We start from the raw sequence: 21610 nt of genomic DNA, 5'->3' as shown, positions 1-21610 counted from the left end.
TCAGTCGTACTGGCGCCAGACCACGCGCTTCACATAGTCGGTGTAGCTGTGAATGATGCGCACGACCTTGGCGGAGACGTTGGGCATGCTGTAGTCGGCCACCAGGCGCAGGCTGCGCTGTTCGCCGCGAGCCTGGGATGCCAGCACGGCCAGGCCCTGGCGTACTCGCTCCACCGACAGCCCGGTCATCATGACGGCGCCTTCCTCCATGCCTTCGGGGCGCTCGTGGGCCTCGCGCAGGTTCAGCGCGGGGAAGTTGAGGATCGACGACTCCTCGTTGATCGTGCCGCTGTCGGACAGCACGGCCATGGCCGAGGATTGCAGCCGCACGTAGTCAAGGAAGCCCAGCGGCTTCATCAACCGCACGCCGGCGTGGAACTTGACGCCCTCTGCATCGATGCGCTTTTGCGTCCGCGGGTGGGTGGACACGATGACGGGCAGGCCATGGTCCTCGGCGACCGCGTTCAAGATGCCGACGAGCTTGCCGAAGGTGCGCGGCGATTCGATGTTCTCTTCGCGGTGGGCGCTGACGACGAAATAGCGCTGCTCATCGAGGCTGAGGCGGCTCAGCACGTCCGACGCTGCGATGCCGTCGCGGTAGTGGTTCAGCACCTCGAACATCGGGCTGCCGGTCTTGATGATCTGGTCGGGCGGCAGGCCCTCGCGCAGCAGGTAGTCGCGGGCGATCGTGCTGTAGGTGAGGTTGATGTCGGCCGTGTGGTCGACGATGCGGCGGTTGGTTTCCTCGGGCACGCGCATGTCGAAGCAGCGGTTGCCGGCTTCCATGTGGAAGATCGGGATCTTGCGGCGCTTGGCCGCAATGACTGCCAGGCAGGAGTTGGTGTCGCCTAGCACCAGCATGGCCTCGGGTTGCTCGGCCTCCAGCACCGTGTCGATGCCCCCGATGATGTTGCCGATGGTCTGCGCCGCGCCGCCCTGGGCCGCGTTCAGGAAGTGTGCGGGCTTGCGCACGCCGAGGTCGTCGAAGAAGACCTGGTTGARCTCGTAGTCGTAGTTCTGGCCCGTGTGGACGAGGATGTGGTCGCAGTGTTCGTCCAGCGCGGCCATGACGCGCGACAGCCGGATGATCTCGGGGCGCGTGCCAACGACGGTCAACACCTTGAGCTTCTTCATGGCTTGACTTTCATGGCGGTCGTGTCGGGGCGTGCGCGGTCGAAGATCTCGTTGGCCCAGAGCATGACGATGAGCTCGTCCTCGCCGATGTTGGTGATGTTGTGGGTCCAGCCGGGGATGGTCTCGACGATCTGCGCCTCGCCACCGCGCGTGACGAGTTCATGCGTCTCGCCACTGTCGATATGGCGAAAGCCAAAATGCGCCGTGCCCTTGATGACGAGGAATTTCTCGGTCTTGGTGTGGTGGTAATGCTCGCCGCGCGTGATGCCGGGGCCGGCCGTGAAATAGCTGAACTGCCCGCAGTCCGGCGTCTTCAGCATCTCGACGAAGACACCACGCGGGTCGGCGTGGCGGGGCACCTGGTAGGCGAAGGCCTCGCTCGGCAGGTAGCTGACGTAGGTGGCGTACAGCGCCCGCGTCAGACCGGTGCCCACGCGGTCGATCAGCAGGCCCTCGCGCGTGGCGCGAAAGCCGTTCAGGGTCTGGGCCAGCTCGCCGACGGTCGTCTCGTACGTCGGCTCGACATCGACGAAGCCGGCGGCCGGCGGCGTGGCCCCAAGCAGTGCCAGCATCTGGTCGATGACGTCGTMGATGTAGACCAGCCGCAGCGGCGCGGCCGGGTCGTTGATCGTGACRGTCAGGCCGCGTGCGATGTTGTGGCAGAAGGTCGCGACGACCGAGTTGTAGTTGGGCCGGCACCATTTGCCGAACACGTTGGTCAGCCGGAAGATGTAGACCGGCACGCGGCATTGGCGCTGGTAGTGCAGCAGCGCGTCTTCGGCGGCACGCTTGCTGCGGCCATAGACGTTGTCGAGCGAGGCCTGCGTAGACGACGCGAAGGCGATCGGTGGCGAGTCGGGCAGGCTGCCCAGGATGGCGATCAGGCGCAGGCTGAAGTCTGCATTGCCGTCATCGAACTCGGCCGGGTCCTGCGGCCGGTTCACGCCGGCCAGGTGATAGACAAAGTCCAGGCCGCTCAGCTGCTCGATGAGCTCGGCGTCGCCCGCCCGATGGGAAATCAGGCGCACGTCGGCATGGCCGGCCTCGCGCAGCCGCCATTGCAGGTTTCGGCCGACGAAGCCCGACGCACCGGTGATGCCGATCTTCACGACGTCAATCCTCCGCCGTCACGTTGGCCTCGCCAGCGGCGAGGCGGCGCATGAAGTCGAGCTTCATCAGCAGCGCCGTCATGCCGGCCACATCCAGGCGCTCGGTGTTGTGCGAGGTGTAGTCCTCGGCGTCCTGGATGCGTGTCTCGCCCTGCTCGACGAACTTGGTGTAGTTGAGGTCGCGGCCATCGGGCGGGATGCGGTAGTAGCCGCCCAGGTCTTCGGCGCCGGCGCGCTCCTCGCGGCTCAGCAGTGCCTCGTAGAGCTTCTCGCCGTGGCGCGTGCCGATCTCGCGGATGGCATGGTCGGGCGCGCCGATGACACCGAGCACGGCCTCGGCCAGCACGCGGATCGTCGCCGCGGGCGCCTTCTGTACAAAGATGTCGCCGTTGCGGCCATGCTCGAAGGCATAGAGCACGAGCTCGACGGCATCGTCCAGCGTCATCATGAAGCGCGTCATCGCTGGATCGGTGAGCGTGATTGGCTTGCCGGCGCGGACCTGCTCCACGAACAGCGGGATGACCGAGCCGCGCGAGGCCATCACATTGCCGTAGCGCGTACCGCAGATGACGGTGCTCGTGCCCTCGAGATTGCGCGACGCGGCGACCATGACCTTCTCCATCATGGCCTTGGAGATGCCCATCGCGTTGATCGGGTAGACGGCCTTGTCTGTGGACAGGCAGATGACGCGCTTCACGCCGGCCGTGATGGCGGCGTCGAGCACGTTCTCGGTGCCCAGCACATTGGTGCGCACAGCCTCCATCGGATGGAACTCGCAGGACGGCACCTGCTTGAGCGCGGCAGCGTGGAAGCAGTAGTCCACGCCGCGCATGGCGCCCGCGACCGCGCGTGGGTCACGCACATCGCCGATGTAGAACTTCAGCTTGGGCGATGCGTACTTCTTGCGCATATCGTCCTGCTTCTTCTCGTCGCGGCTCAGGATGCGGATCTCGCGCAGGCCGGAGTCGAGGAAGCGGCGCAGCACGGCATTGCCGAAGCTGCCGGTGCCACCGGTGATGAGCAGGGTCTTGTCGTCAAACATGTTCAGCGGGGGAGGGCAGCGGCGAAGAGGGCGTCCTTCTGGGCCGGCTGCGGGTAATTGATCAGCACCGCGCGGTACTGACCCTTGAAGACGAAGAGGCTGCCGGCCGCGGCGCCGATGACACCGCAGGCCTTGATCAGCGCCTCGATGTCGGCGAGCGACCCCGCGCCACCAAGCACGCTCATCGGGATTCGCAGCGCGGCGCGCATCTGCTTGGCGAGGTCGAGGTCATAGCCCTTCATGACGCCATCGCGATCAACCGAATTCAGCACAATCTCGCCGGCGCCCTGGGCCTGGCATTCGCGCGCGAAGGCGATCGGGTCGAGCTTGTGAGCCTTGGTCGCGTTGTGCGTGCACAGCTCGTAGCCGCTTGCAAACAGGCCCGACTTCTTGCGCACGTCGAGCACGACGACGACGCTCTGGCCGCCGACGGCGTCAGCGATGCGGCGGATGCAGGTCGGGTCCTCGACGGCGGCACTGCTGATGCAGACCTTCTCGACGCCGAGCTCGATGATGCGCTTGGCCTGCTCCGGCGTGCGCACGCCGCCGCCATAGGCCAGCGGCATGCGGCATTCGGCGGCCAGGTCCTGGATCAGCTTGTAGTCGGGCTCGACGCCGTTGCGCGTCGCGTCGATGTCGAGGACGACGAGCTCGTCGGCTTCCTTCTCGTTGAAGATCTTGACCGCGTTGATCGGGTCGCCGACGTACTTCGGGTCCTTGAAGCCGACGGTCTTCACGAGGCCGCCCTCGTGCACGAGCAGGCAGGGGGTGATGCGCGGCCTCAGCATGTCGAAGACTCCAGTTCGGCGAAGTTCTTCAGCATGGCCGCGCCCCAATGGTGGCTCTTCTCGGGGTGGCCCTGCATGCCGTAGATGCAGCCATTGCGCACCGAAGCCGCGAACGTCGAGCCGTACTCGGCGCGAGCAGCGACATGGGTCGGGTCGCTGCACTCGAAGTAATAGGAGTGCAGAAAGTAAAAGCGCGCGTCGGTCTCAAGGCCCTTGAACAGCGGCGTGCCGGCAACCGGGTTCACGTCGTTCCAGCCCATGTGCGGCAGCGGCAGGCCGGCTGTTCTGCCGGTGCTGTCGAAATGCTTGACCTGGCCGGGAACCCAGCCCAGGCCGCGGCATTGGCCCTCGTCGCTGGACTCACCGAGCATCTGCATGCCCACGCAGATGCCCAGCACCGGCACGCCGCCACGGGCGACCATCGCATCCAGCGGCTCGCGCAGCCCGGAGGCGTTGAGACGGTTCATCGCATCGTCGAAACCGCCGACGCCCGGCAGGATGACATGCGTGGCGTCCTCGATCTCGGCGGCCGTCGTCGCGAAGCGCGTGGGGATGCTCATGCGCTTGTACATGGTGGCCAGCGCACCGATATTGCCGACGCCGTAGCTGACGATGGTGATCATCGAATGATGGCCCTTTGCACGCCGAGCGCGCGCAGCACGCGGGTGCCGAGATCGATGATGGCCATATCGTTGGCGTAGTCCTTGTACGTCTTGGGCTCGCCGCGGTGCAGCGCCTGCAACTCGGCGACGGTCAGGCCGAGCTTGGTGGCGATGTATTCGAAGTCGTGCGCCAGCGTTTCCTCGTCATAGGCGGGGATGGCGATCTTGGCGAGCGCGTCCTCGCGCTTGAGCTGGCCGGTCAGGATCAGGCTGGAGAAGTGCGCGCGGCGCTTGTCGTAGCCGAACTTGCTGGGCAGCCAATAGCCCTCGTAGAAGCGCGTGAAGCGCGATTCGTAGTGCTTGTGCGCGTACTTCTGCCAGCCGAACTTGTCCACCAGTTCGTCCATGGCCGCTTCCTTGTAGAAGGGCACGCAGTTCAGCGGCTTGACGACCTGCACGCCCTTGAAGAAGCGGTAGTAGATCTTGAAGCGAAAGATGCCCGCGAGCGGGAACTTCTTCAGCGGCCGCGTGCCGAAGCGGCGGTGGATGTCCTTGAGCTGGCGCACGTCGGACGCGTGGTAGTGCCACTCCAGCGGCTCCCGAACGCACTCGGTGGAGTAGTTGGCGCCGGTCAGGATGTATTTCGCGTTGTTCTTGGCCGCGAAGTTGTAGAGGCCCGCGAAGAAGGCGTGGTCCTGCGGCGTGTCCAGGTGCGGCACCTGGGCCTTGAAGAAGGCCAGCTGCAGATCGCGCATCTCGGGCCAGTCGATGACCTCGGTGAACAGATCCAGCCCCAGGCCATCGACCAGCTTCTCGATGTTGTTGACCGCCTGCTGCGAGTTCCAGCCGGCGTCGACGTGATACAGCAGCGGGCGCAGACCGAACTTTTCCTTGGCCAGGTAGGTCACATAGGAGCTGTCAACGCCACCGGACAGGCCGATCAGGCAGTCGTGGTCCTTGCCCTTGCCGTCGCGCTTGATCTGCTCGACCTGCGCCATGATCTCGCGCTCACCGCGCTCGTCGGTGTGCCAGTTGGGCAGGATGTTGCGGTGGTAGTTGTTGCAGTAGTCGCACCAGCCGCGCTCGTCGAACACGATGCCGGAGTCGGACGTGTCCATGATGCAGTTGGAGCAGATCTGGTAAGGGCGCAAGGGCATGGTTCTGGCAAATGGGGGTCAGGCGGCTGCGTCCAGCGTGGAGAGCACCGAGAGAAGACGGCGATTGTAGGTAGCAACCCTGTAGCGCTCGTCCGCCAGTTGACGGTTATGAAGTGCTTGCCTCAGTAGCGCCTGGCGATCAGCAAGGCATTGCCGCAGCGCAGCAGTGATCGACTCCGCTGAGCGTGGCTGTACCGCCAGCCCGCATTCGCCCGGCGCGAAAACGTCGAAGATGCCGCTGTGGTCCGTCGTGATGACGGCGCAGCCGGAAGCGTAGGCCTCCAGGATGGAGATTGGCTGGCCCTCGTAAGGGTAGTAGGTGGGCAGGCAGAAGACATGTGCGTCGCCCAGCAGCCCAGCCTTCGCTGTGCCACCGACGATGCCGTGATAGCTGACGTTGGGCAACCCGGCGGCCCGCGCCAGGAACTCGCCGCGGGCGGCTTCGCTTTCGAAGGCGCCGGCAAAATCCAGCCGGATTCGCGCCTGTTCCGCGGGGCTCAGGCTTTGGTAGGCGCCCAGCAGTTCCTCGTGGCCTTTTCCGGGAATCAGGTTGCTCAGGTAGAGCAGGCGCAGCGGCCCGGACGCGGCGAACTTGGTCTCGATCTGGGCGACATCGCGGAATAGATAGTCCTGCGCGAAGTTGGGTATGAGATGGGCGTGCCGCTCGCGCCAACGTTGCGGCAGGCCCTCCAGTAGTGGCAGGTGCCGCTCGCCGAGCAGGATGACAGCACCCATGCGTCGCCAGAAGAAGCGGTTGAGGGCCGCAAGCAGAGGGTGGTCGCGCAGCAGAGCCTTCATGCCGGCGCCGCCGTGCAGGTGAATGGCCATGCGCGACAGCCGGCTGGCGCAAACGGCGTAGATCAACAGATCTTTCAAATTGCCGGCCACCGACTCCGAGATCGTGAAATAGACAAGGTCGCAGTGCCGGGCCCGGCGCCAAGCCTGCCAGACAAATCCCAGCACCTCGCGCACGCGCCCCAGTGCGCCACCCATCACACCGCTCTTCAGGCTGGTCTTGTTGATGTTGATGACGTCGATCTCGTATTGCTTCTCGAGTTCGTCGAGAAATACCCGRCAGGCCAGCGATTGGCCGGTGACCGGGTCGGGCAGTGGCGCAATGAACAAGACCTTCATGCTCAAGTTCCAAGCGTCTGCGTAGCGATGACGTTCCAGTCGAGCAACTCATCGGCCGTGCGCAACGCCCCAGCGGCCATATCCTCTACTTGCGTGCGGTCCGCTGCCAGGGCCGACAAGCGGGCGCTCAGGAGTGCATGCGCACCCTCTGGTTCTATGCACAACTCCAGATTGGCGTGGCGGTTCAGGTAGCCAACTTCCTGATCGCCGCCAATGACTGCCTTGGGTTCTCCAATCAGCAAAGGCTTGCCCATTCCGATCGCTTGTTGCCAAAGGATTGATTGGCTGCCAGGGAAGACCGCGAGGTCGGCCAGATCCAGGTGGGCGAGGATGGCTTCTTGATCGAGCCAGCCGGTGAAGCGGATGCGTGGATGACTGCCGGCAAGTCCGCGCAATTCTTCAAGGTACGCTGCGTCATCCTTGCTGGCATCTCCGGCAATGATGAGCCATGTCGAATCTCCAGGCAGGGTCAGGAAGGCACGGAGCAGGCGTTCCACGCGTTTGGGACGGGCTAATTTGCCACCGCCGAAGATGACCAAAGCTTTGGCGTCAATGCCATATTGTTGACGCAGTTGGCGCCCGCGCCGTTCGTTGCGAATCCGGCGGCACGCATCCATGTCACAACCAAGCGGTAGCAACGTCATGCGGTCATTGGAGACGCCGTATACCTCGTTCAGAAAGCGCTGGCTGGCCGGGGTGACCGGATAGATCGCGTCGAGCATCGAGAGGTATCGGTGTAGCAGCGGCCTCCGTAAGCCCTTATGCAGAACCGCAAGGGATAGCCAGTTGCGTGCCGAGTTGCTGAAGTCTGCGTGATAGTCGAGTACGACACGCGTGCCTGGGTAGCGTTGTCTGTACCTGCTGACTTCGGACAGGTTGAACTGGATGTCGTGGACGAAGATGACGCCGGGGCGCTCTCGCTCCAGCAGATCCGACACGCCCTTGAACTTACGAATTCGCGAAACGAAGTTGAAGGCATAGGGTTGCCTGTAGACGGTCGTTGTACCGTGGCGCTCGATACTTGCAGGGCGCCGAGCGTCGTGGCGGTTTTCTACGAACTCGAACACATCGGTGGTAGTGGCCGTGACGATACTGACTCGATGGCCCAACTTGCCGAAATACCTTTCGAGCAAGTTCTCCTGATAGCTGAGCGACTGGTTGTAGAAGTCGCAGATCATCAGCACATGACTCATTGAGCGGCGAGTGCAACGGGTGATAGGGCCATGTCGGGCGGACACAGGCGTGCGAAGCTGCGTTCGGCGAGCAGGTCAACGACATACAAGACTGACATTTGAGCGGCGTGCAGGGCCATGAAAGCATCGAAGGACAGCGCGCAGCGCCAGGCGAGGGCCAACGCGCACAGTGTGGTCAGTGCTCTTGCTGCGTGCCAGATCGGCAGGTAGTGCAGGCGACCAACGACCAGGCTTGAGCGGTCCATGGGAGCACTGACGAAGGAGAAGAAGGCCGCTATCGACATCCAGACCGCATACCTGCCCGCCGCCTCCCATGCATCACCAAAGATGAAGGGATAGGCCCAAGGCGACAGCAGGGCGATGAGTGCGTACGCAAGCACGCCAATCGCGCTGAGCCGTGCGAAGGTTTGTCGCCAAAGTGGCGCGAAGGATTCGCCCCGTGACCATAGGGCTGCAGCCCGCTGGTAATAGACTTGGCCGATTGCGCTGCCGATCAGCCCGGCCGGCAGAAAGATGGTGGCCGCAACCAGGCTGTATTGGCCGAGATCGATGCTGCCGTAGAACTGGCCGATGAAAAGGATGGTCACCAAGCCTGTGACTGTGCCCAGCAGGTGCGAGCCAAACATGGAGCCGGCGTGTCTCGCGTGCGTCCGAGCCGCTTGAATGGCGCTGGAGGCGCCACCTGCCTTGGCTGCAATATGTCGGTCGGCGCGGCCGGCCAACAGATGCAAGACCAGCTTGGCTGCAGCGCCCGCAGCAATCGTGGCAATCAGCCCCAATGTTGCCAGGCCGCACAACGTCGCCAGCACACCGGTGCCAATGTAGGCGAGCTTGGCCAGCACTTCACCCATGCCCGACAGCTTGAACAGGCCTTTGCGCTGCGTCCAGTGCTGATGGGCTAGGGATAGGGAGATCAACGCTGCAGTCATCGGGCTCAACCACAGCCAATGTGTCTGCCCTGGGTCCATGGATAGCAATGGCGCTGACAACCATGTCAACGGCGTCAGCAGTACGCAGCCAGCTACGGCCAGCAGCAGCGTAAGGCGCAGCAGGGCTAGGGCATCGCTATCACGCCTGGGGAGCTGCACGAAGTACTCGTAGCGCCAAGTCATCAGCCCGGAAAAGAACATCGCAAACTGCAAGAACACACTTTGCGCGGCGAAGTCGGCCGGCGTATACAGCCGCGTCAGCAGCGGCATGCCAAGCACACCAAGCGCCTGGGCCGAGGTGTTGCCGATTGCCTGCCAGCGAACGTCTGACCAGAACGACGCACGCGCCGTCACGATGGCGTGTCTCCTGCGGGCTGCGGAGCAGTCTCCTGCATGCGTGCAGATATCTTCGGTGGCTCAACGAATCTGAAGACCAGTAACCAAAAGATGCCGCCGAACGAGAGCATGGTTGTGAAGAAGTGCCCGTTGGTCAGCGAGATCGCGGGCGGCAATGTCACCATTGCAGCAAACAAGGTATTCCATCTCATCGACAGCCGATCTACAAGCTTGATCCAGCCGATGAATACAAGTCCGATGATGAGGATGCCGACCGTGCCCGCTGCCGCGACGCCGTCGCCGGCGAACAGGTTGGCGTTCACGTTGAAGATGGGATTGTTGTAGAGCTTGTCCCCAACGATGTAGCCGAGGTCTGGCCAAAGGGGCTCATTGAAGGCCCAGTCCGGTGGCGGCACGAATAGACTGAAGCCCTTGACGTTGGACCAGTAGGTATGACCAATCTCTGAGAACAGGTCTTCGTACTGACTGACGGTCAGGCCCGGAATGGCGATGGTACGGAATGTCAGCAAAACCGCGAACGCCGCACCAAAGAGGCTCTCCTCCTGTGTGTGTGCCGACCAGATCATCGCAACGGACAACACAGCCAGTATCGTGTGTGCGGCGTACTGGTGCAGGCGTGGTCGAGAGATGAGCAAGAAAACAGCCACCAGAATCAGCGGCAGCAGCAGCAGGGTGCGCTGGGCATTGACTGCATACATCAACAGACCACCTGCGAAGGCGCCGGCAATCCAGAGGGGACGGCGCCTGATCAGCCCAATGCATAGCAGGGTGGGCGTGAAGATGTTGCTGAAATAAGTCTGTATGTAGCGGATGACAGGATTGTCAGTAGCGCCCGCGGTGCGCTGCTCGTAAACCGCGGCCGGATCGTCGAGACTGGTCAAGCTCAGAGACGAGCCTGAATAGGCAGCAATGATGACAAAGGCCAGCGCCCATGCTATGAGCACGAAGCGTTCGAATCCCGGGTGGAGTCCATCGGTGCCTTTGAGTGTGCCGGGTTGCGACGAGGAGGCGGCTATGCCGGCCAACACAAAGATGGCGGTCAGTGCGAGCAGCATGGGGCCATAGAGCCTCAGTGCGTCACTGCTGAGCATCAGCGACGTGATCAGGCAGGGGATGTAGACATTGAAATAGAGAACGAAGACGACCAAGCTGGCCGGTGTCGTGATCCGGGGGGCCTGAGCGAAAGCGCTAAGGGCCAGCATCGATACACCGACCGCGAGGCGGGCACCGTCCATGGGATACATCTTGAAGCCGAAGTACTCCCAAACTGGATTGAGGTACTCCACGTAGGCATAGCCGAAGGAGGCGGCGTACAAGAAGACAAAGAGCGCAAAAAGTAATCGCTTCATCTGACTGCCCCGGCCTTCTGGGATGGTGCGGAATTCAGTCAAGCGCCACGGAGCGCGCGTGAGAGAGCCTCGACGATTTGCAACTGTTGAATTTCTGTGAGGTCCGCGCTCATGGGCAAGCTCATGACGCGCGCTGCAGCCGCGTTGCTATGTGGCAGGCTGTCCGCCGGGCAGCCCGGGCTTTCGTAAGCCGGCTGGCGATGCAATGGGCGCGGGTAGTGCACGGCCGTCGGAATGCCCTGCTCTTTAAGTGCGGCGATGACGGCCGCGCGATCCTCGACCTTGACTGTGTACTGAGCCCACACGCAGTCGCGGTCATCGGCCACCGGTAGCAGGTCGACCGGCGCGCCACTGGCCTTGATCAGCTCCGCGTAGCGATCACCCAGTTGCTTGCGCTGGGCGATCTCCCATTCAAAGCGTTCAAGCTTGCCCAGCACGATCGCGCATTGCAGCGTGTCCATGCGACCACCTACTCCCACGCGGGTGTGGGTATACCGCTGGCTCTGGCCATGCACGCGGATCTCGCGCATGGCCTGCGCGAGGGCATCGTCGCTGGTGAATAGAGCACCACCATCGCCATAACAGCCGAGCGGCTTGCTGGGGAAGAAGCTGGTCGCGCCGATCTTCGAGACGTTGCAGCTCTTGCGGCCCTTGTAGGTCGCACCGAAGCTCTGTGCCGCGTCTTCGATGACCGATAGGTTGTGCTTGGCGGCGATGGCGTTGATCTCGTCCATGTCGGCGACTTGGCCATACAAGCTCACCGGCATGATGGCGCGCGTGGCCGGCGTGATGGCTGCCTCGATGAGGGCGGGATCGATGTTGCAGTCACCGGGCTTGATGTCCACGTAGACCGGCTTGGCGCCGGCCAGCACGATGGTTTCGGCCGTCGCGGCGAAGGTGAAAGGCGTGGTAATGACTTCGTGGCCGGCACCGATGCCCTCGGCCATCAGCGCAATCAGCAGGGCCTCGGTGCCGCTGGAGACGGTGATGCAATGCTTGGCGCCGGTCAATTGGGCGAGCGCGGCTTCGAGCTCGGCCACTTCGGGGCCCATGATGTATTGGCCGTGGTCGAGTACCTTCTGGATGCGAGCGTCGATGCTGGTCTTGAGCGCGTGGTACTGGCTCTTGAGGTCGATGAATTGCATGTTCAGTCTTGGATCAATTCGCATCGGCCTTCAACGAGCCGATAGCGGTCATGGGTTTGGGGGCAGGTCGCCTCGCCGTCGATGATTTCGAGGCGCTCGCCATGGCGGCTCATCCAGCCGGTCTGCCGCGCCGGCACGCCGAGCATGAGGGCGAAGTCGGGCACGTCGCGGTTGACGACGGCGCCCGCGCCGATGAAGGCGAAGCGACCGATCGTCGTGCCACAGACGATGGTGCTGTTGGCCCCCAGCGTCGCACCCTGGCGCACGACGGTGCGACGGTATTCGTCCTTGCGGGTCACTGCCGAGCGGGGGTTGTATACATTGGTGAACACCATGCTCGGGCCACAGAACACGTCGTCCTCCAGCGTCACTGCGTCGTAGACGGAGACGTTGTTCTGCACCTTGACGTTGTTGCCGATGCTCACGTCGTTGCCGACGAACACGTTCTGTCCGAAGGAGCAGCCCTTCCCGATGCGCGCGCCGCCACAGATGTGCACGAAGTGCCAGACGCGGCTGCCGTCGCCGATCTGCGCGCCCTCGTCAACGATGGCGGAAGGGTGGATGCTGACGCTCATGCAGGCTCAGAACTGCAGGGGCAGGTTGACGCGGCGGCCGTCGCGGGCTGACTGGTACATGCCGATCAGCAATTCCAGGGACTTCAGTCCTTCGCGACCATCGGTCTCTGCCTTGGCCTGGCCGCGCAACACGTCGATGACGTTGAGGTAGTAGAGCGGGTGGCCGATGCCATAGACCGACGTGGTCTGGTAACTGGCATCCTTGATGCTGGCGTCCGCCGGATCGGGCGTCTGGAACTCCCAGTGCTTGATCTCGTTGACGGCCACGCCGCCAATGACTGCCGAGCCCTTTTCGCCCAGGATGGTGATCGACCCCTCGAGATTCTTGGGATAGGTGAGCATGGTCACGTTGATCGAGCCCATGGCGCCACTGCGCCACTTCACCGCCGCCACGCCGGTGTCTTCAACCTCGATGTCCCGAGCCAGGGTGCCCGTGTAGGCCATGACACTTTCCACCGGGCCGACGATCCAGTCCAGCAGATCGATGTAGTGACTGGCCTGGTTCATGAAGGCGCCGCCGTCGAACTCCCAGGTGCCGCGCCAAGCGGCGCTGTCGTAGTAGGACTGCGGGCGGGTCCAGAACACATTGACGTTGACCATGTAGATCCGCCCGAAGCGCCCGGCTGTGACGGCGTTCTTCAGCACCTGCAAGGTTGGGTTGCGACGGTTCTGCTTCACGACGAAGAGTCGCACGCCGGCTTCGTCGCAGGCGCGGACCATGTCCAGGCCTTCCTGCCAGCGCGTAGCCATGGGCTTCTCGGTCATCACATGAAAACCAGCCTGCGCGACCTGGATGGCCTGGCGCGAATGCAGCCCGCTTGGCGTCGTGAGAATCACGCAGTCGGCCGTGGTGGCGGCCAGCATGTCCGTCAGGTTCCCGTGGCCCTTGGCACCGGTCGACGCGGTAGCGGCCGTCAGCGCGTCGGGCTCGATGTCGCATACGTCGACCAACTCGCAGTCGTCGGCGAGCTTCCTGATCGACTCGAAATGGTTGTTCGCAATCCGGCCGCAGCCGACCAGAGCGAATCGGACCTTGCGGCCGAGAATGGGTTTTAAAAGGGCGTTCATGCAGGGGCCTGCTCGGTATGGGGGAACTGGATTGCCAGGCAGAAACGGTTCTGCCGGGCAATCAGCGCTCTAGATCTGGCTCTTGGCGCGTTGGCGGACCAGCACCAGCGCGGTATGAGCAGCCACTGCGATCAGGGCCAGGGCAAAACCGGCCATCATCAGCTGGCTGCGCTTGGGTTTGTATTTGCGCTCCGGCACCTGGGCCACGTCGATGACCTGCAGTTGGCCACCGTCGCGGCTTTCATCCACGCGCGCCAGTTCGTACTGGCGGGCGATCAGGTCGAACAGCGTCTCCTGATACTTGAACTCGCGATAGGCGCCGATGTAGCCCGCCCCCGCGGTGGACTGCTCAGCCTGACCGGCACGCGCCAGTTCGCTGCGCAGCCGCGTGACCGCGGCGGTCTGCTGCTGCACCTCGGGCGTGTGCTCGGCCAGACTGCTGCTGAGCATCTGCAAACGCACTTCGGCGCTGGTGAGCTCGGCGCGCAAGCGGGCCACGGCTTCCATCGCAGCCTTGGGTTCCGCCTTGAGAGTCTCGGCCGACACACCAACGCCCTGCAGCACAGCCTGGGCGGCGTCGAGCTTGGTGCGCACCTGCTTCAACTGCCCCTCGAAGAAGGCTCGCCGCTGCTGGGCCTCGGTCAGGGTCAGGCCGGCGGTGAGCTTGCGCAGCTCTTCAACATAGGCGTTTGCCATGTCTGCAGCGCGCTTGGGATCGTGGTCGTCCACTTCAATGGAGATCACACCGTCCTTCTTGCCAAGATTGATCCGGGTGTTGCGCATGAGCTCAAGGCGAGCGTCGTGCGCCAGCTTTTCTTCGTAGACCGTCTTCAGGTCGAAGCGCTCAAGCATGCGGTCGGCGATGGTGCGGCTCTGCGCGAAGGTGACGTACTGGTCGCCGGTATTGCGAACACCGCCGGATATCCCGGCCAGCGCTCCAAGAGAAGCCAGGGCGCCGGCCGCGGCGCTCTGCTGCTGTTGGGGCGGCATGATGCTCGTGCGGGCCATGAACGTGGGCGCAATGAGGTAGCTGGCTCCCAGGCCCAGCACGGCAGTCGCGAGCGGTGCGACCACCAGCAGGCGCCATCGAGCGCCCAGCGCGCCTGCAAACTCGGAGAGGGTCAACTCGGATTCGACGGGCATGTTTGCCGCATTGTTGGGAAGCATCGAAAAACCTGCCCGTTAGTTCTTGAGAGTCTTCAATGCAGCAGCGCCCAGACCGAACTGGTACAGGATCTGCGTCCATTCCTTGGCTTCCTGGCTGAAGCTCGTGCGTGTCAGGTCCTCGGGCACGAAGACGGTGTCACCCGGCAAGGCGGCGAGTGTCGAGAAGCCGGAGCCCATGGAGATCCAGCCCGAGGACTGCTGTTTGGCGCTGACCACGCTGCCGTTGGCGCGGATCACGAAGGTGCTTGACGTGTCGGCGCCGCGGGTTGGGCCGCCAGCCAGGCGCAGCATGTCTTCAATGCTCGCATCCGGGCGGAACACGAAACTGCCACCATTGAAGACGCTACCGAATACGCCAACGGTGGTTGGCCTGGCAGGCACGGTAAGGCGGTCGCCGTCTTCGACCATCAAGTCTGGCAGGCGAGCGGCGTTGGGTGCGGTTTGCAGCACGATGCGGCCGGTCGGCTTGACGGCGCGCAGTCGGTCTATGAGTCGATTGGAGCTCTGCACTCGCGCGCCCTGCGCGTTCGCTTCATCGGCTGTCAGCGCCTTCTGACTCACTTGAACGCGAGCGAACTCGGTTTCGAGATCCCGCAGTGCGCGTTCATACTGAGTTTGCTGCGTGACGCGCACGCTTTCCCGGTTGAATTCGGCGCCGTAGACAAAGGCGCCTGGCGTCAGGCCACCGGCGGCATTGACGGCGTCCGTCAGGCTGCTTCCGGGCGGGAGGATGTATTCCCCTGGGCGCTGGACTTCGCCCTCAATTCGCACCCGCTTGTTCTGGCGGTGCTGGGGCAACAAGGCGGCAGTCGCGTTGAAGGCGCGCACCAGGTCGCCGCTCTTGAGCGTTGCGCGCAGTTGTTGCGGCAGGGTCAACTCGGTGATGCGAGCATCGTTGCGCGTATCCAGGCTTTCAACGGCCAGGCGCGACCGGTCGGCTACCGCATTGAAGCCTGCGCCCATCCGCAACAGGTCGTCAATGGTCTCGCTCGGCTTGAGTTCGAAGATGCCAGGGCGGTTGACGCTGCCAATCAGTGCGACTTGCTGCCCAACAGGGCCGATATGGACGACGTCCTCCGACTGCAGCACGCGATCCGCCGTTTTGTCGCCGCGCAGGAGCAGGTCGTACAGGTCGAACTGGCTGACCAGCTTGCCGCCGCGGCGCAATTCGATCTGACGCAGACTGCCAGCTGCGGAAGGCCCGCCTGCCTGGATCAGCGCATTGACGATGGTTGACAGGCTGCTGACTGCATAGGCGCCGGGCTTGAGCGTGAACCCCGTGACATAGACGCGGATGCTGCGCAGCCTGCCCAGCGAGGTGCTGAGTCGGTAGTTCTTGAACACCTGGCTCACCCGCTGGTCGATGGCTGTATTCAGGTCGCCATAGCGCAGGCCCGCCACCATGACCGGTCCGACCCGCGGAATGGTGATGCGTCCGTTCCGGTCGACGGTCAGGCGCAGGTCGGCCTCGACAGCGCCCCAAAGGTTGACCAGCAGCTCATCGCCCACGCTGACGACATAGTCGCCGGGAATCTGGCTGGAACCTTCGCCTGGCGTGCCGACGCGCGGGCTCAGCAGCTCCATGCCGAAGCGAGGCACTTCAACGTCTTCACCGACGGCACGCTGCACGTAGCGTTCGAACTCGCTCATCTCGAGAATCCGACGCGCATCGCGTTCCGAAGGATCGAGCGCGCGCAGCGACTCCCGCTGCGGCCCGCGCTGCAGCTCGCGCTGAGATTCCCGCGGTGCTTCGCTGCCCGGGTCGCTGCCTGCGGGGCGCGCTGGCGTCTGCGACGGTGCGACCAGCCGCACCGGCCCTACCTGTGAATCGTTGCTGTTGGTCTCGGCCGCACGGCTGCTCAGCGAGGTCATGCTGGCCAGCAGGCCGAATGCCAGCGAGGCCATCAGGTGGCAGGCCAGATGGGTGGACGCCCCGCGCTTTACCTTGGCGAATGTCTGAGTCACGGTGGATGGTGAATATTTAGGCAATTCCAAGAGACCGGGACTAGTCATGGGGGCTGCGTGAAGTTGAGAGGAGCAGCCCAGACGCCGGACGTCCGACGGGGCTCGAATCGGCGCGGATTCTAGCTACGCGCCTGGGGGCAACCCGGATAGCGCCCGGCGCAGTCTCCCGTCGTTACACTGCTGATGTCGGCCGAATGGTGGTCACAGCCGCTGCCCCGCATCCAGGCCTGCGCTCTTATTCCATGCTTCCGATTCTCGCCCTGAGCTTTGCGATTGCAGCTGCTGCAACGCTGCTCATCATCCGTTCATCGCACCTGCACGGTGCGCTGTCGGCCGACCATGACCTGTCCGGCCCGCAGAAGTTTCACTCCCGCCCCGTGCCGCGCATTGGCGGGCTTGCCATCTTCGGTGGCTTTGCCGTCGGCACGGTCTTGCTCACCTGGCGTTATCCGGCCATGCGCCACATGGCTGGGCTGCTGCTCGCGTGCAGCGCGCCAGCCTTCGCCTCCGGCGTCATCGAAGACCTGACCAAGCGCGTCAGCCCGCTGCGCCGCATGCTGGCCACGCTGCTGGCAGCCGCCCTGGGCGCCTGGCTGCTGGGCGCGCAGATCAAGGTGACCGAGATCCCCGGGCTGGACTTGATCGCGGCCACGACGGTGGGCGGCTACCTGCTTGCGCTGCTGGTTGTCAGTGGCGTGGCCCATTCGATCAACATCATCGACGGCATGAACGGTCTGGCGTCCATGTGCTCGGCCATCATGCTGGCGGGCCTGGCCTATGTCGCCCTGCAGGCGGGCGACCAGTTCGTCGCGGCCATGGCCATCGCGGTCATAGGCGCCGTGCTGGGCTTCTTCATGTGGAACTACCCGTTCGGCCTGATCTTCCTGGGCGACGGCGGGGCTTATTTCCTCGGTTTCATACTGTCGGAGCTGGCCATCCTGCTGCTGGTGCGCAACCCCGAGGTCTCGCCGATGTTCCCGCTGCTGTTGTGCGCCTATCCAGTCTGGGAGACGGTGTTCTCCATGTACCGGCGCAAGGTGGTGCGTGGCCGGCCGGTCGGCATGCCCGATGGCATCCACCTGCACAGCCTCATCTACCGCCGCCTGATGCGCTGGGCCATCGGCAGCCGGGACGCCGCCGTGCTGACGCGCCGCAATGCCCTGACCGCGCCCTATCTCTGGGTGCTGTGCAGCCTGTCCGTCGTGCCAGCGACGATCTGGTGGGACGACACCGTCATGCTGCAGGTCATCCTCGGGCTGTTCGTTGTCTTCTACGTGCTGCTGTATTGGCGCATCGTTCGCTTCCGCACGCCCCGCTGGATGGTGCTGAATACGCGAGCCGAATTACGGCCGCCGGTGACCCGGCCGGAGTAGGGCTGGCAGGCCTTTTCCCCTATCCGGGATAATCACCGGATGCAAGAAACCCCTGAGTCCGCAGTCGCGGTGCCCGCCGAGGCGCCCGCGCCTGCCCGTTTCGACACCCTGCCGCTGGACCCCAAGCTGCTGCGCGCGGTGGCTGATTCCGGTTATCTGACGATGACGCCCATCCAGGCCAAGGCGATTCCCATCGTTCTGGAAGGCCGTGACGTCATGGGCGCCGCCCAGACCGGCACGGGCAAGACGGCGGCATTCTCCATCCCCTTGCTGCAGCGCATGCTCAAGCACGAGAACCCCAGCGTCTCGCCGGCCCGCCATCCGGTGCGCGCCCTGGTGCTGGCGCCCACGCGTGAGCTGGCTGACCAGGTGGCAGAGAACGTCAAGAAGTACGCCAAGCACACGCATCTGCGCTCCGTCGTCGTCTTCGGCGGCATCGACATGAAGCCGCAGACGGCCGCGCTCAAGGCCGGCGTCGAGGTGCTGATCGCCACGCCGGGCCGCCTGCTGGACCACATCGAAGCGAAGAACTGTGTGCTCAACCAGGTCGAGTACGTCGTGCTCGACGAAGCCGACCGCATGCTGGACATCGGCTTCCTGCCCGACCTGCAGCGCATCCTCAGCTACCTGCCCAAGGCGCGCCAGACGCTGCTGTTCTCGGCCACCTTCTCGCCCGAGATCAAGCGCCTGGCCCAGAGCTATCTGCAGGACCCCATCCTGGTCGAGACGGCCCGCCCCAATCAGGCGGCCTCGACCGTCGAGCAGCGCTTCATCAGCGTCACCGATGACGACAAGCGTGCCGCAGTGAAGCAGATCCTGAAGGAGCGCTCCATCCGCCAGGCCATCGTCTTCGGCAACTCCAAGCTGGGTGTGGCCCGTCTGGCGCGCTCCTTCGAGCGCGACGGCCTGCGCACGGCCGCCCTGCATGGCGACAAATCGCAGGATGAGCGCCTGAAGTCGCTCGACGCCTTCAAGCGCGGCGAAGTGGACCTGCTCGTCGCCACGGACGTGGCTGCGCGCGGCCTGGACATTGCCGACCTGCCGGCGGTCTTCAATTTCGACGTGCCCTTCAATGCCGAGGACTACGTCCACCGCATCGGCCGCACGGGCCGCGCGGGGGCTTCGGGCCTGGCAGTCACGCTGGTCACCAAGTCTGACGCGCGCCTGGTGGCCGACATCGAGAAGCTGCTCAAGCGCAAGATCGACCTCGACCCCTTCGAGCTGCAGGACAGCCGCCCGCCGCGTTTCGAGCGCCCGCGCGAGGAGCGAGGAGAAGCTTCTTTCGAGGCCCGTCCCGCCGTGCGGCCCACCTATCGCCCGCCTTCCCCGCCCAAGGATCCCTTCTTCGACAAGCCCTACGAGGCCAGCGCTGCCGGTGAGGCACCAGCCTGGGAAAAAACCAAGGCTGCAGCGGCGCCGGCTGGCGCAGGCAAGGGCCTGTCCAGCTACATCAAGCCCAAGAAGCAAGTGGCCGCGTTGTTCGGTGCCAAGCCCGCGCCGGCGCCGGTCGAGTCCTAAGCCAGGATTGAAAACACGGCCGGGATGCGGTCGGGTACCTTGGTGCCGTTGGACCGCCAATCCGCCACGGTGGCGGTCTGCGTCCAGCCGCCTGGCAGCGTCAGGCCGACGCTGATCGACAGCCGCGTGCCGGGCTTCAGCGCTGCCAGCAGCGCCTGGCGCAGCGCCTCGTTGCGGTAGGGCGTCTCGATCAGCAACTGGGTCTGCTGGGCCTTGGCCGACAAGGCCTCCAGCTCGCGGATGCGTGCCGTACGAGGTGCGGCGTCCACCGGCAGATAGCCGACAAACGCGAAGCTCTGGCCGTTGAGCCCGCTGGCGGCCAGGGCGAGCAGCAGCGAGCTCGGCCCGGACAGCGCCACCACCTCGATGCCGTTCTCATGGGCCAGCGCGACCAGGCGAGCGCCCGGGTCAGCCACGGCGGGCAGGCCCGCTTCCGAGATCAAGCCGAGGTCGTGCCCCGCCAGCGCCGGGTCCAGCAGAGCCAGCCAGGCGACCGCGTCATCGCCGCCGCCCCTGCCGCCCTTGGGAGGGCGCGGCAACTCGACGATCTGCATGGCCTGCAGCGGCTGGACGAGCGGCGCAATGGCATCGACGCGCTTGAGCAGCGCTCGCGTGGTCTTGGCGCTCTCGGCAGCCCAGTGCGTCAGCCGCGCGGCCTGCTCAATGACCCGCTGGGGCAGCACCTCGCGCAGGTCCAGGGAATCGTCCACGCCGAAATCCAGCGTATTGGGCATCAGAATCAGACGGCCCTTGTTCATGCGAGAGGCTCCAGGCCGGCGCGCCGCAGCAGGGCGCAGGTGCGGATCAGCGGCAGGCCGATCAGCGCGGTCGGGTCGTCGGACTCGACGGCCTCCAGCAGCGCAATGCCCAGGCTCTCCACCTTGGCGCTGCCGGCGCAGTCATAGGGTTGGTCGGCGCGCAGATAGGCTTCGATGGCTGAGTCGCTGAGCTCACGCAAGCGCACACGAACTTCGGCGCGCTCAATGGCCGCCAGACCCGGTGCGACGACGGCGACGGCGGTCTGGAACACGACCTCGCGCCCGCTCATACGGCGCAGTTGCGCAGTGGCGGCCTCGTGGGAGCCGGGTTTGCCGATGGCCTCCCCGGCCAGGTCGGCAACCTGGTCGGAGCCGATGACGATGGCACCAGGAAACCGCGCCGCGACCACGCGTGCCTTGGTCAAGGCCAGCCGCTCGGCCAGGGCCGCCGGGGCCTCGCCGGGCAGGGCGGTTTCATCGACGTTGGGCGCAACCGCTTCGAACGGCAGGCGCAGCCGGGCCAGCAATTCCTGTCGGTAGCGGGAGGTCGAGGCAAGGATCAACTGGGGCATCGGGACATTCTCCCCCGCCTAAACTCTCGACCATGAAATCGCGCGCCTTTGTTCCCGAGAAGCTCGATGTCGCGGCTCTCGCTCATGATGACGCCAGCCTGTCTGGCGAATGGCCGGCGACGTTGCTGGAGCGGCTGGCCGACTCGGCCGCTCCCGAAGCGCCGGCCAGTGACTGGCCAGCGCTGCAGTGGAGCCTGCACGGCGAGATCCGCCAGCCCAAGGGCAGCAAGGCCCAGACTTGGCTGCACCTGACCGCCTCCGGTCAGGTCGCGCTGACCTGCCAGCGCTGCCTGCAGCCGGTCCACGAAGACATTGATATCGACCGCTGGATCCGCTTCGTCGACACCGAGGTCGAGGCGGCCGCGCTCGACGCGGACAGTGACGATGATGTGCTGGCCCTGCCGCGCCACCTCGACGCGCGCGAATTGATCGAAGACGAACTGCTGCTGGCCCTGCCGCTGGTGCCGCGCCACGAGATCTGCCCCGAGCCCCTGGCCCATGTGGACGAAGTGATTGAGCCAGGAGAGGAGGAGCGTCCCAACCCTTTCGCCAAGCTCGCAACCCTGAAGCGGGGCGGCAGCGCCTGAAGCCATGGCTTCAGGCGCTTGGCTCTCGCTGTCGACAGTAGCAGCTTGGCGGGTTTCTCATCCGGTGCTACACTCGTGGGCTTTTCTG

General features: G+C 64.5%; 20 protein-coding genes. 3 read left to right on the top strand and 17 right to left on the bottom strand.

What is annotated here, in order from left to right; genetic code table 11:
• From wecB to ACXJKJ_RS26405, 15 genes are all read right to left on the bottom strand, one after another.
• Nucleotides 1–1134, bottom strand: coding sequence for a non-hydrolyzing UDP-N-acetylglucosamine 2-epimerase (gene wecB / locus ACXJKJ_RS26475; protein WP_457393746.1), 1134 nt, complete (start codon nucleotides 1132–1134; stop codon nucleotides 1–3).
• On the bottom strand, nucleotides 1131–2243 hold the full coding sequence (gene wbjC, locus ACXJKJ_RS26470) for a UDP-2-acetamido-2,6-beta-L-arabino-hexul-4-ose reductase (protein WP_457393744.1): 1113 nt from the start codon (nucleotides 2241–2243) through the stop codon (nucleotides 1131–1133). The genes wecB and wbjC overlap by 4 nt, the downstream gene beginning before the upstream one ends.
• A gap of 4 nt (nucleotides 2244–2247) precedes the next feature.
• Entirely contained in the window at nucleotides 2248–3285 is a 1038-nt protein-coding gene (locus ACXJKJ_RS26465) for a polysaccharide biosynthesis protein (RefSeq protein WP_457393742.1), read from the bottom strand.
• A gap of 2 nt (nucleotides 3286–3287) precedes the next feature.
• Entirely contained in the window at nucleotides 3288–4073 is a 786-nt protein-coding gene (locus ACXJKJ_RS26460; protein WP_056204325.1) for an AglZ/HisF2 family acetamidino modification protein, read from the bottom strand.
• Complete coding sequence (hisH, locus tag ACXJKJ_RS26455) at nucleotides 4067–4696, bottom strand: imidazole glycerol phosphate synthase subunit HisH (protein WP_457325216.1); 630 nt, start codon at nucleotides 4694–4696, stop codon at nucleotides 4067–4069. Before hisH ends, ACXJKJ_RS26460 begins: the two co-directional genes overlap by 7 nt.
• A complete protein-coding gene (locus tag ACXJKJ_RS26450) occupies nucleotides 4693–5832 on the bottom strand; it encodes an N-acetyl sugar amidotransferase (RefSeq protein WP_082533023.1) in 1140 nt (379 codons plus the stop codon). The genes hisH and ACXJKJ_RS26450 overlap by 4 nt, the downstream gene beginning before the upstream one ends.
• A gap of 18 nt (nucleotides 5833–5850) precedes the next feature.
• Nucleotides 5851–6966: a glycosyltransferase family 4 protein gene (locus tag ACXJKJ_RS26445; protein ID WP_457393740.1), complete on the bottom strand. Its 1116-nt coding sequence runs from the start codon at nucleotides 6964–6966 to the stop codon at nucleotides 5851–5853.
• A gap of 2 nt (nucleotides 6967–6968) precedes the next feature.
• The gene (locus ACXJKJ_RS26440) at nucleotides 6969–8159 is read right to left on the bottom strand and encodes a glycosyltransferase family 4 protein (RefSeq protein WP_457393738.1); all 1191 of its coding nucleotides are present in this window, start codon (nucleotides 8157–8159) and stop codon (nucleotides 6969–6971) included.
• The gene (locus ACXJKJ_RS26435) at nucleotides 8156–9442 is read right to left on the bottom strand and encodes a lipopolysaccharide biosynthesis protein (RefSeq protein WP_056204316.1); all 1287 of its coding nucleotides are present in this window, start codon (nucleotides 9440–9442) and stop codon (nucleotides 8156–8158) included. Before ACXJKJ_RS26435 ends, ACXJKJ_RS26440 begins: the two co-directional genes overlap by 4 nt.
• Nucleotides 9439–10836, bottom strand: coding sequence for a hypothetical protein (locus tag ACXJKJ_RS26430; RefSeq protein ID WP_157282122.1), 1398 nt, complete (start codon nucleotides 10834–10836; stop codon nucleotides 9439–9441). The genes ACXJKJ_RS26435 and ACXJKJ_RS26430 overlap by 4 nt, the downstream gene beginning before the upstream one ends.
• Nucleotides 10833–11939, bottom strand: a complete 1107-nt coding sequence (locus tag ACXJKJ_RS26425) for a DegT/DnrJ/EryC1/StrS family aminotransferase (RefSeq protein ID WP_457355663.1) — start codon at nucleotides 11937–11939, stop codon at nucleotides 10833–10835. Before ACXJKJ_RS26425 ends, ACXJKJ_RS26430 begins: the two co-directional genes overlap by 4 nt.
• A 2-nt stretch (nucleotides 11940–11941) precedes the next feature.
• Complete coding sequence (locus tag ACXJKJ_RS26420) at nucleotides 11942–12514, bottom strand: acyltransferase (RefSeq protein ID WP_457355661.1); 573 nt, start codon at nucleotides 12512–12514, stop codon at nucleotides 11942–11944.
• A gap of 6 nt (nucleotides 12515–12520) precedes the next feature.
• Nucleotides 12521–13582, bottom strand: coding sequence for a Gfo/Idh/MocA family protein (locus ACXJKJ_RS26415; protein ID WP_457393736.1), 1062 nt, complete (start codon nucleotides 13580–13582; stop codon nucleotides 12521–12523).
• A 69-nt stretch (nucleotides 13583–13651) separates the two neighbouring features.
• A complete protein-coding gene (locus ACXJKJ_RS26410) occupies nucleotides 13652–14725 on the bottom strand; it encodes a Wzz/FepE/Etk N-terminal domain-containing protein (RefSeq protein ID WP_457355659.1) in 1074 nt (357 codons plus the stop codon).
• Nucleotides 14726–14764: 39 nt separating this feature from the next.
• Entirely contained in the window at nucleotides 14765–16714 is a 1950-nt protein-coding gene (locus tag ACXJKJ_RS26405) for an SLBB domain-containing protein (RefSeq protein ID WP_457393734.1), read from the bottom strand.
• Nucleotides 16715–16956: 242 nt separating this feature from the next.
• On the opposite strand from ACXJKJ_RS26405, the gene ACXJKJ_RS26400 reads away from it, so the two are divergent.
• Both ACXJKJ_RS26400 and ACXJKJ_RS26395 read left to right on the top strand, forming a co-directional pair.
• The gene (locus tag ACXJKJ_RS26400) at nucleotides 16957–18087 is read left to right on the top strand and encodes an MraY family glycosyltransferase (RefSeq protein ID WP_056204295.1); all 1131 of its coding nucleotides are present in this window, start codon (nucleotides 16957–16959) and stop codon (nucleotides 18085–18087) included.
• 39 nt (nucleotides 18088–18126) lie between these two features.
• Nucleotides 18127–19605 carry a DEAD/DEAH box helicase gene (locus ACXJKJ_RS26395; RefSeq protein WP_082533021.1) on the top strand — a complete coding sequence of 493 codons (1479 nt, stop codon included), beginning with the start codon at nucleotides 18127–18129 and terminating at the stop codon, nucleotides 19603–19605.
• On the opposite strand, the gene ACXJKJ_RS26390 is transcribed toward ACXJKJ_RS26395, so the two are convergent.
• Nucleotides 19602–20363, bottom strand: a complete 762-nt coding sequence (locus ACXJKJ_RS26390; RefSeq protein WP_056204290.1) for an SAM-dependent methyltransferase — start codon at nucleotides 20361–20363, stop codon at nucleotides 19602–19604. The genes ACXJKJ_RS26395 and ACXJKJ_RS26390 overlap by 4 nt on opposite strands.
• Nucleotides 20360–20935, bottom strand: a complete 576-nt coding sequence (locus ACXJKJ_RS26385; RefSeq protein ID WP_056204287.1) for a Maf family protein — start codon at nucleotides 20933–20935, stop codon at nucleotides 20360–20362. The genes ACXJKJ_RS26390 and ACXJKJ_RS26385 overlap by 4 nt, the downstream gene beginning before the upstream one ends.
• Nucleotides 20936–20967: 32 nt before the next feature.
• Between ACXJKJ_RS26385 and ACXJKJ_RS26380 the strand changes: the two genes are divergently transcribed.
• Nucleotides 20968–21522, top strand: coding sequence for a YceD family protein (locus ACXJKJ_RS26380; RefSeq protein WP_056204284.1), 555 nt, complete (start codon nucleotides 20968–20970; stop codon nucleotides 21520–21522).
• Nucleotides 21523–21610 lie beyond the last annotated feature (88 nt).

The sequence above is a fragment of the Roseateles sp. P5_E1 genome, assembly GCF_054049335.1.
Note: the sequence above shows the minus strand (reverse complement) of the source record. Positions and strands in the feature narration are given on the sequence as shown.

Excerpts from the sequence above, each read along its gene's own strand:
- ACXJKJ_RS26465 (WP_457393742.1), bottom strand. The coding sequence starts at position 3,285 with ATGTTTGACGACAAGACCCTGCTCATCACCGGTGGCACCGGCAGCTTC.
- ACXJKJ_RS26460 (WP_056204325.1), bottom strand. The coding sequence starts at position 4,073 with ATGCTGAGGCCGCGCATCACCCCCTGCCTGCTCGTGCACGAGGGCGGC.
- hisH (WP_457325216.1), bottom strand. The coding sequence starts at position 4,696 with ATGATCACCATCGTCAGCTACGGCGTCGGCAATATCGGTGCGCTGGCC.
- ACXJKJ_RS26450 (WP_082533023.1), bottom strand. The coding sequence starts at position 5,832 with ATGCCCTTGCGCCCTTACCAGATCTGCTCCAACTGCATCATGGACACG.
- ACXJKJ_RS26440 (WP_457393738.1), bottom strand. The coding sequence starts at position 8,159 with ATGAGTCATGTGCTGATGATCTGCGACTTCTACAACCAGTCGCTCAGC.
- ACXJKJ_RS26425 (WP_457355663.1), bottom strand. The coding sequence starts at position 11,939 with ATGCAATTCATCGACCTCAAGAGCCAGTACCACGCGCTCAAGACCAGC.
- ACXJKJ_RS26420 (WP_457355661.1), bottom strand. The coding sequence starts at position 12,514 with ATGAGCGTCAGCATCCACCCTTCCGCCATCGTTGACGAGGGCGCGCAG.
- ACXJKJ_RS26415 (WP_457393736.1), bottom strand. The coding sequence starts at position 13,582 with ATGAACGCCCTTTTAAAACCCATTCTCGGCCGCAAGGTCCGATTCGCT.
- ACXJKJ_RS26410 (WP_457355659.1), bottom strand. The coding sequence starts at position 14,725 with ATGCCCGTCGAATCCGAGTTGACCCTCTCCGAGTTTGCAGGCGCGCTG.
- ACXJKJ_RS26400 (WP_056204295.1), top strand. The coding sequence starts at position 16,957 with ATGCTTCCGATTCTCGCCCTGAGCTTTGCGATTGCAGCTGCTGCAACG.
- ACXJKJ_RS26395 (WP_082533021.1), top strand. The coding sequence starts at position 18,127 with ATGCAAGAAACCCCTGAGTCCGCAGTCGCGGTGCCCGCCGAGGCGCCC.
- ACXJKJ_RS26390 (WP_056204290.1), bottom strand. The coding sequence starts at position 20,363 with ATGAACAAGGGCCGTCTGATTCTGATGCCCAATACGCTGGATTTCGGC.
- ACXJKJ_RS26385 (WP_056204287.1), bottom strand. The coding sequence starts at position 20,935 with ATGCCCCAGTTGATCCTTGCCTCGACCTCCCGCTACCGACAGGAATTG.
- ACXJKJ_RS26380 (WP_056204284.1), top strand. The coding sequence starts at position 20,968 with ATGAAATCGCGCGCCTTTGTTCCCGAGAAGCTCGATGTCGCGGCTCTC.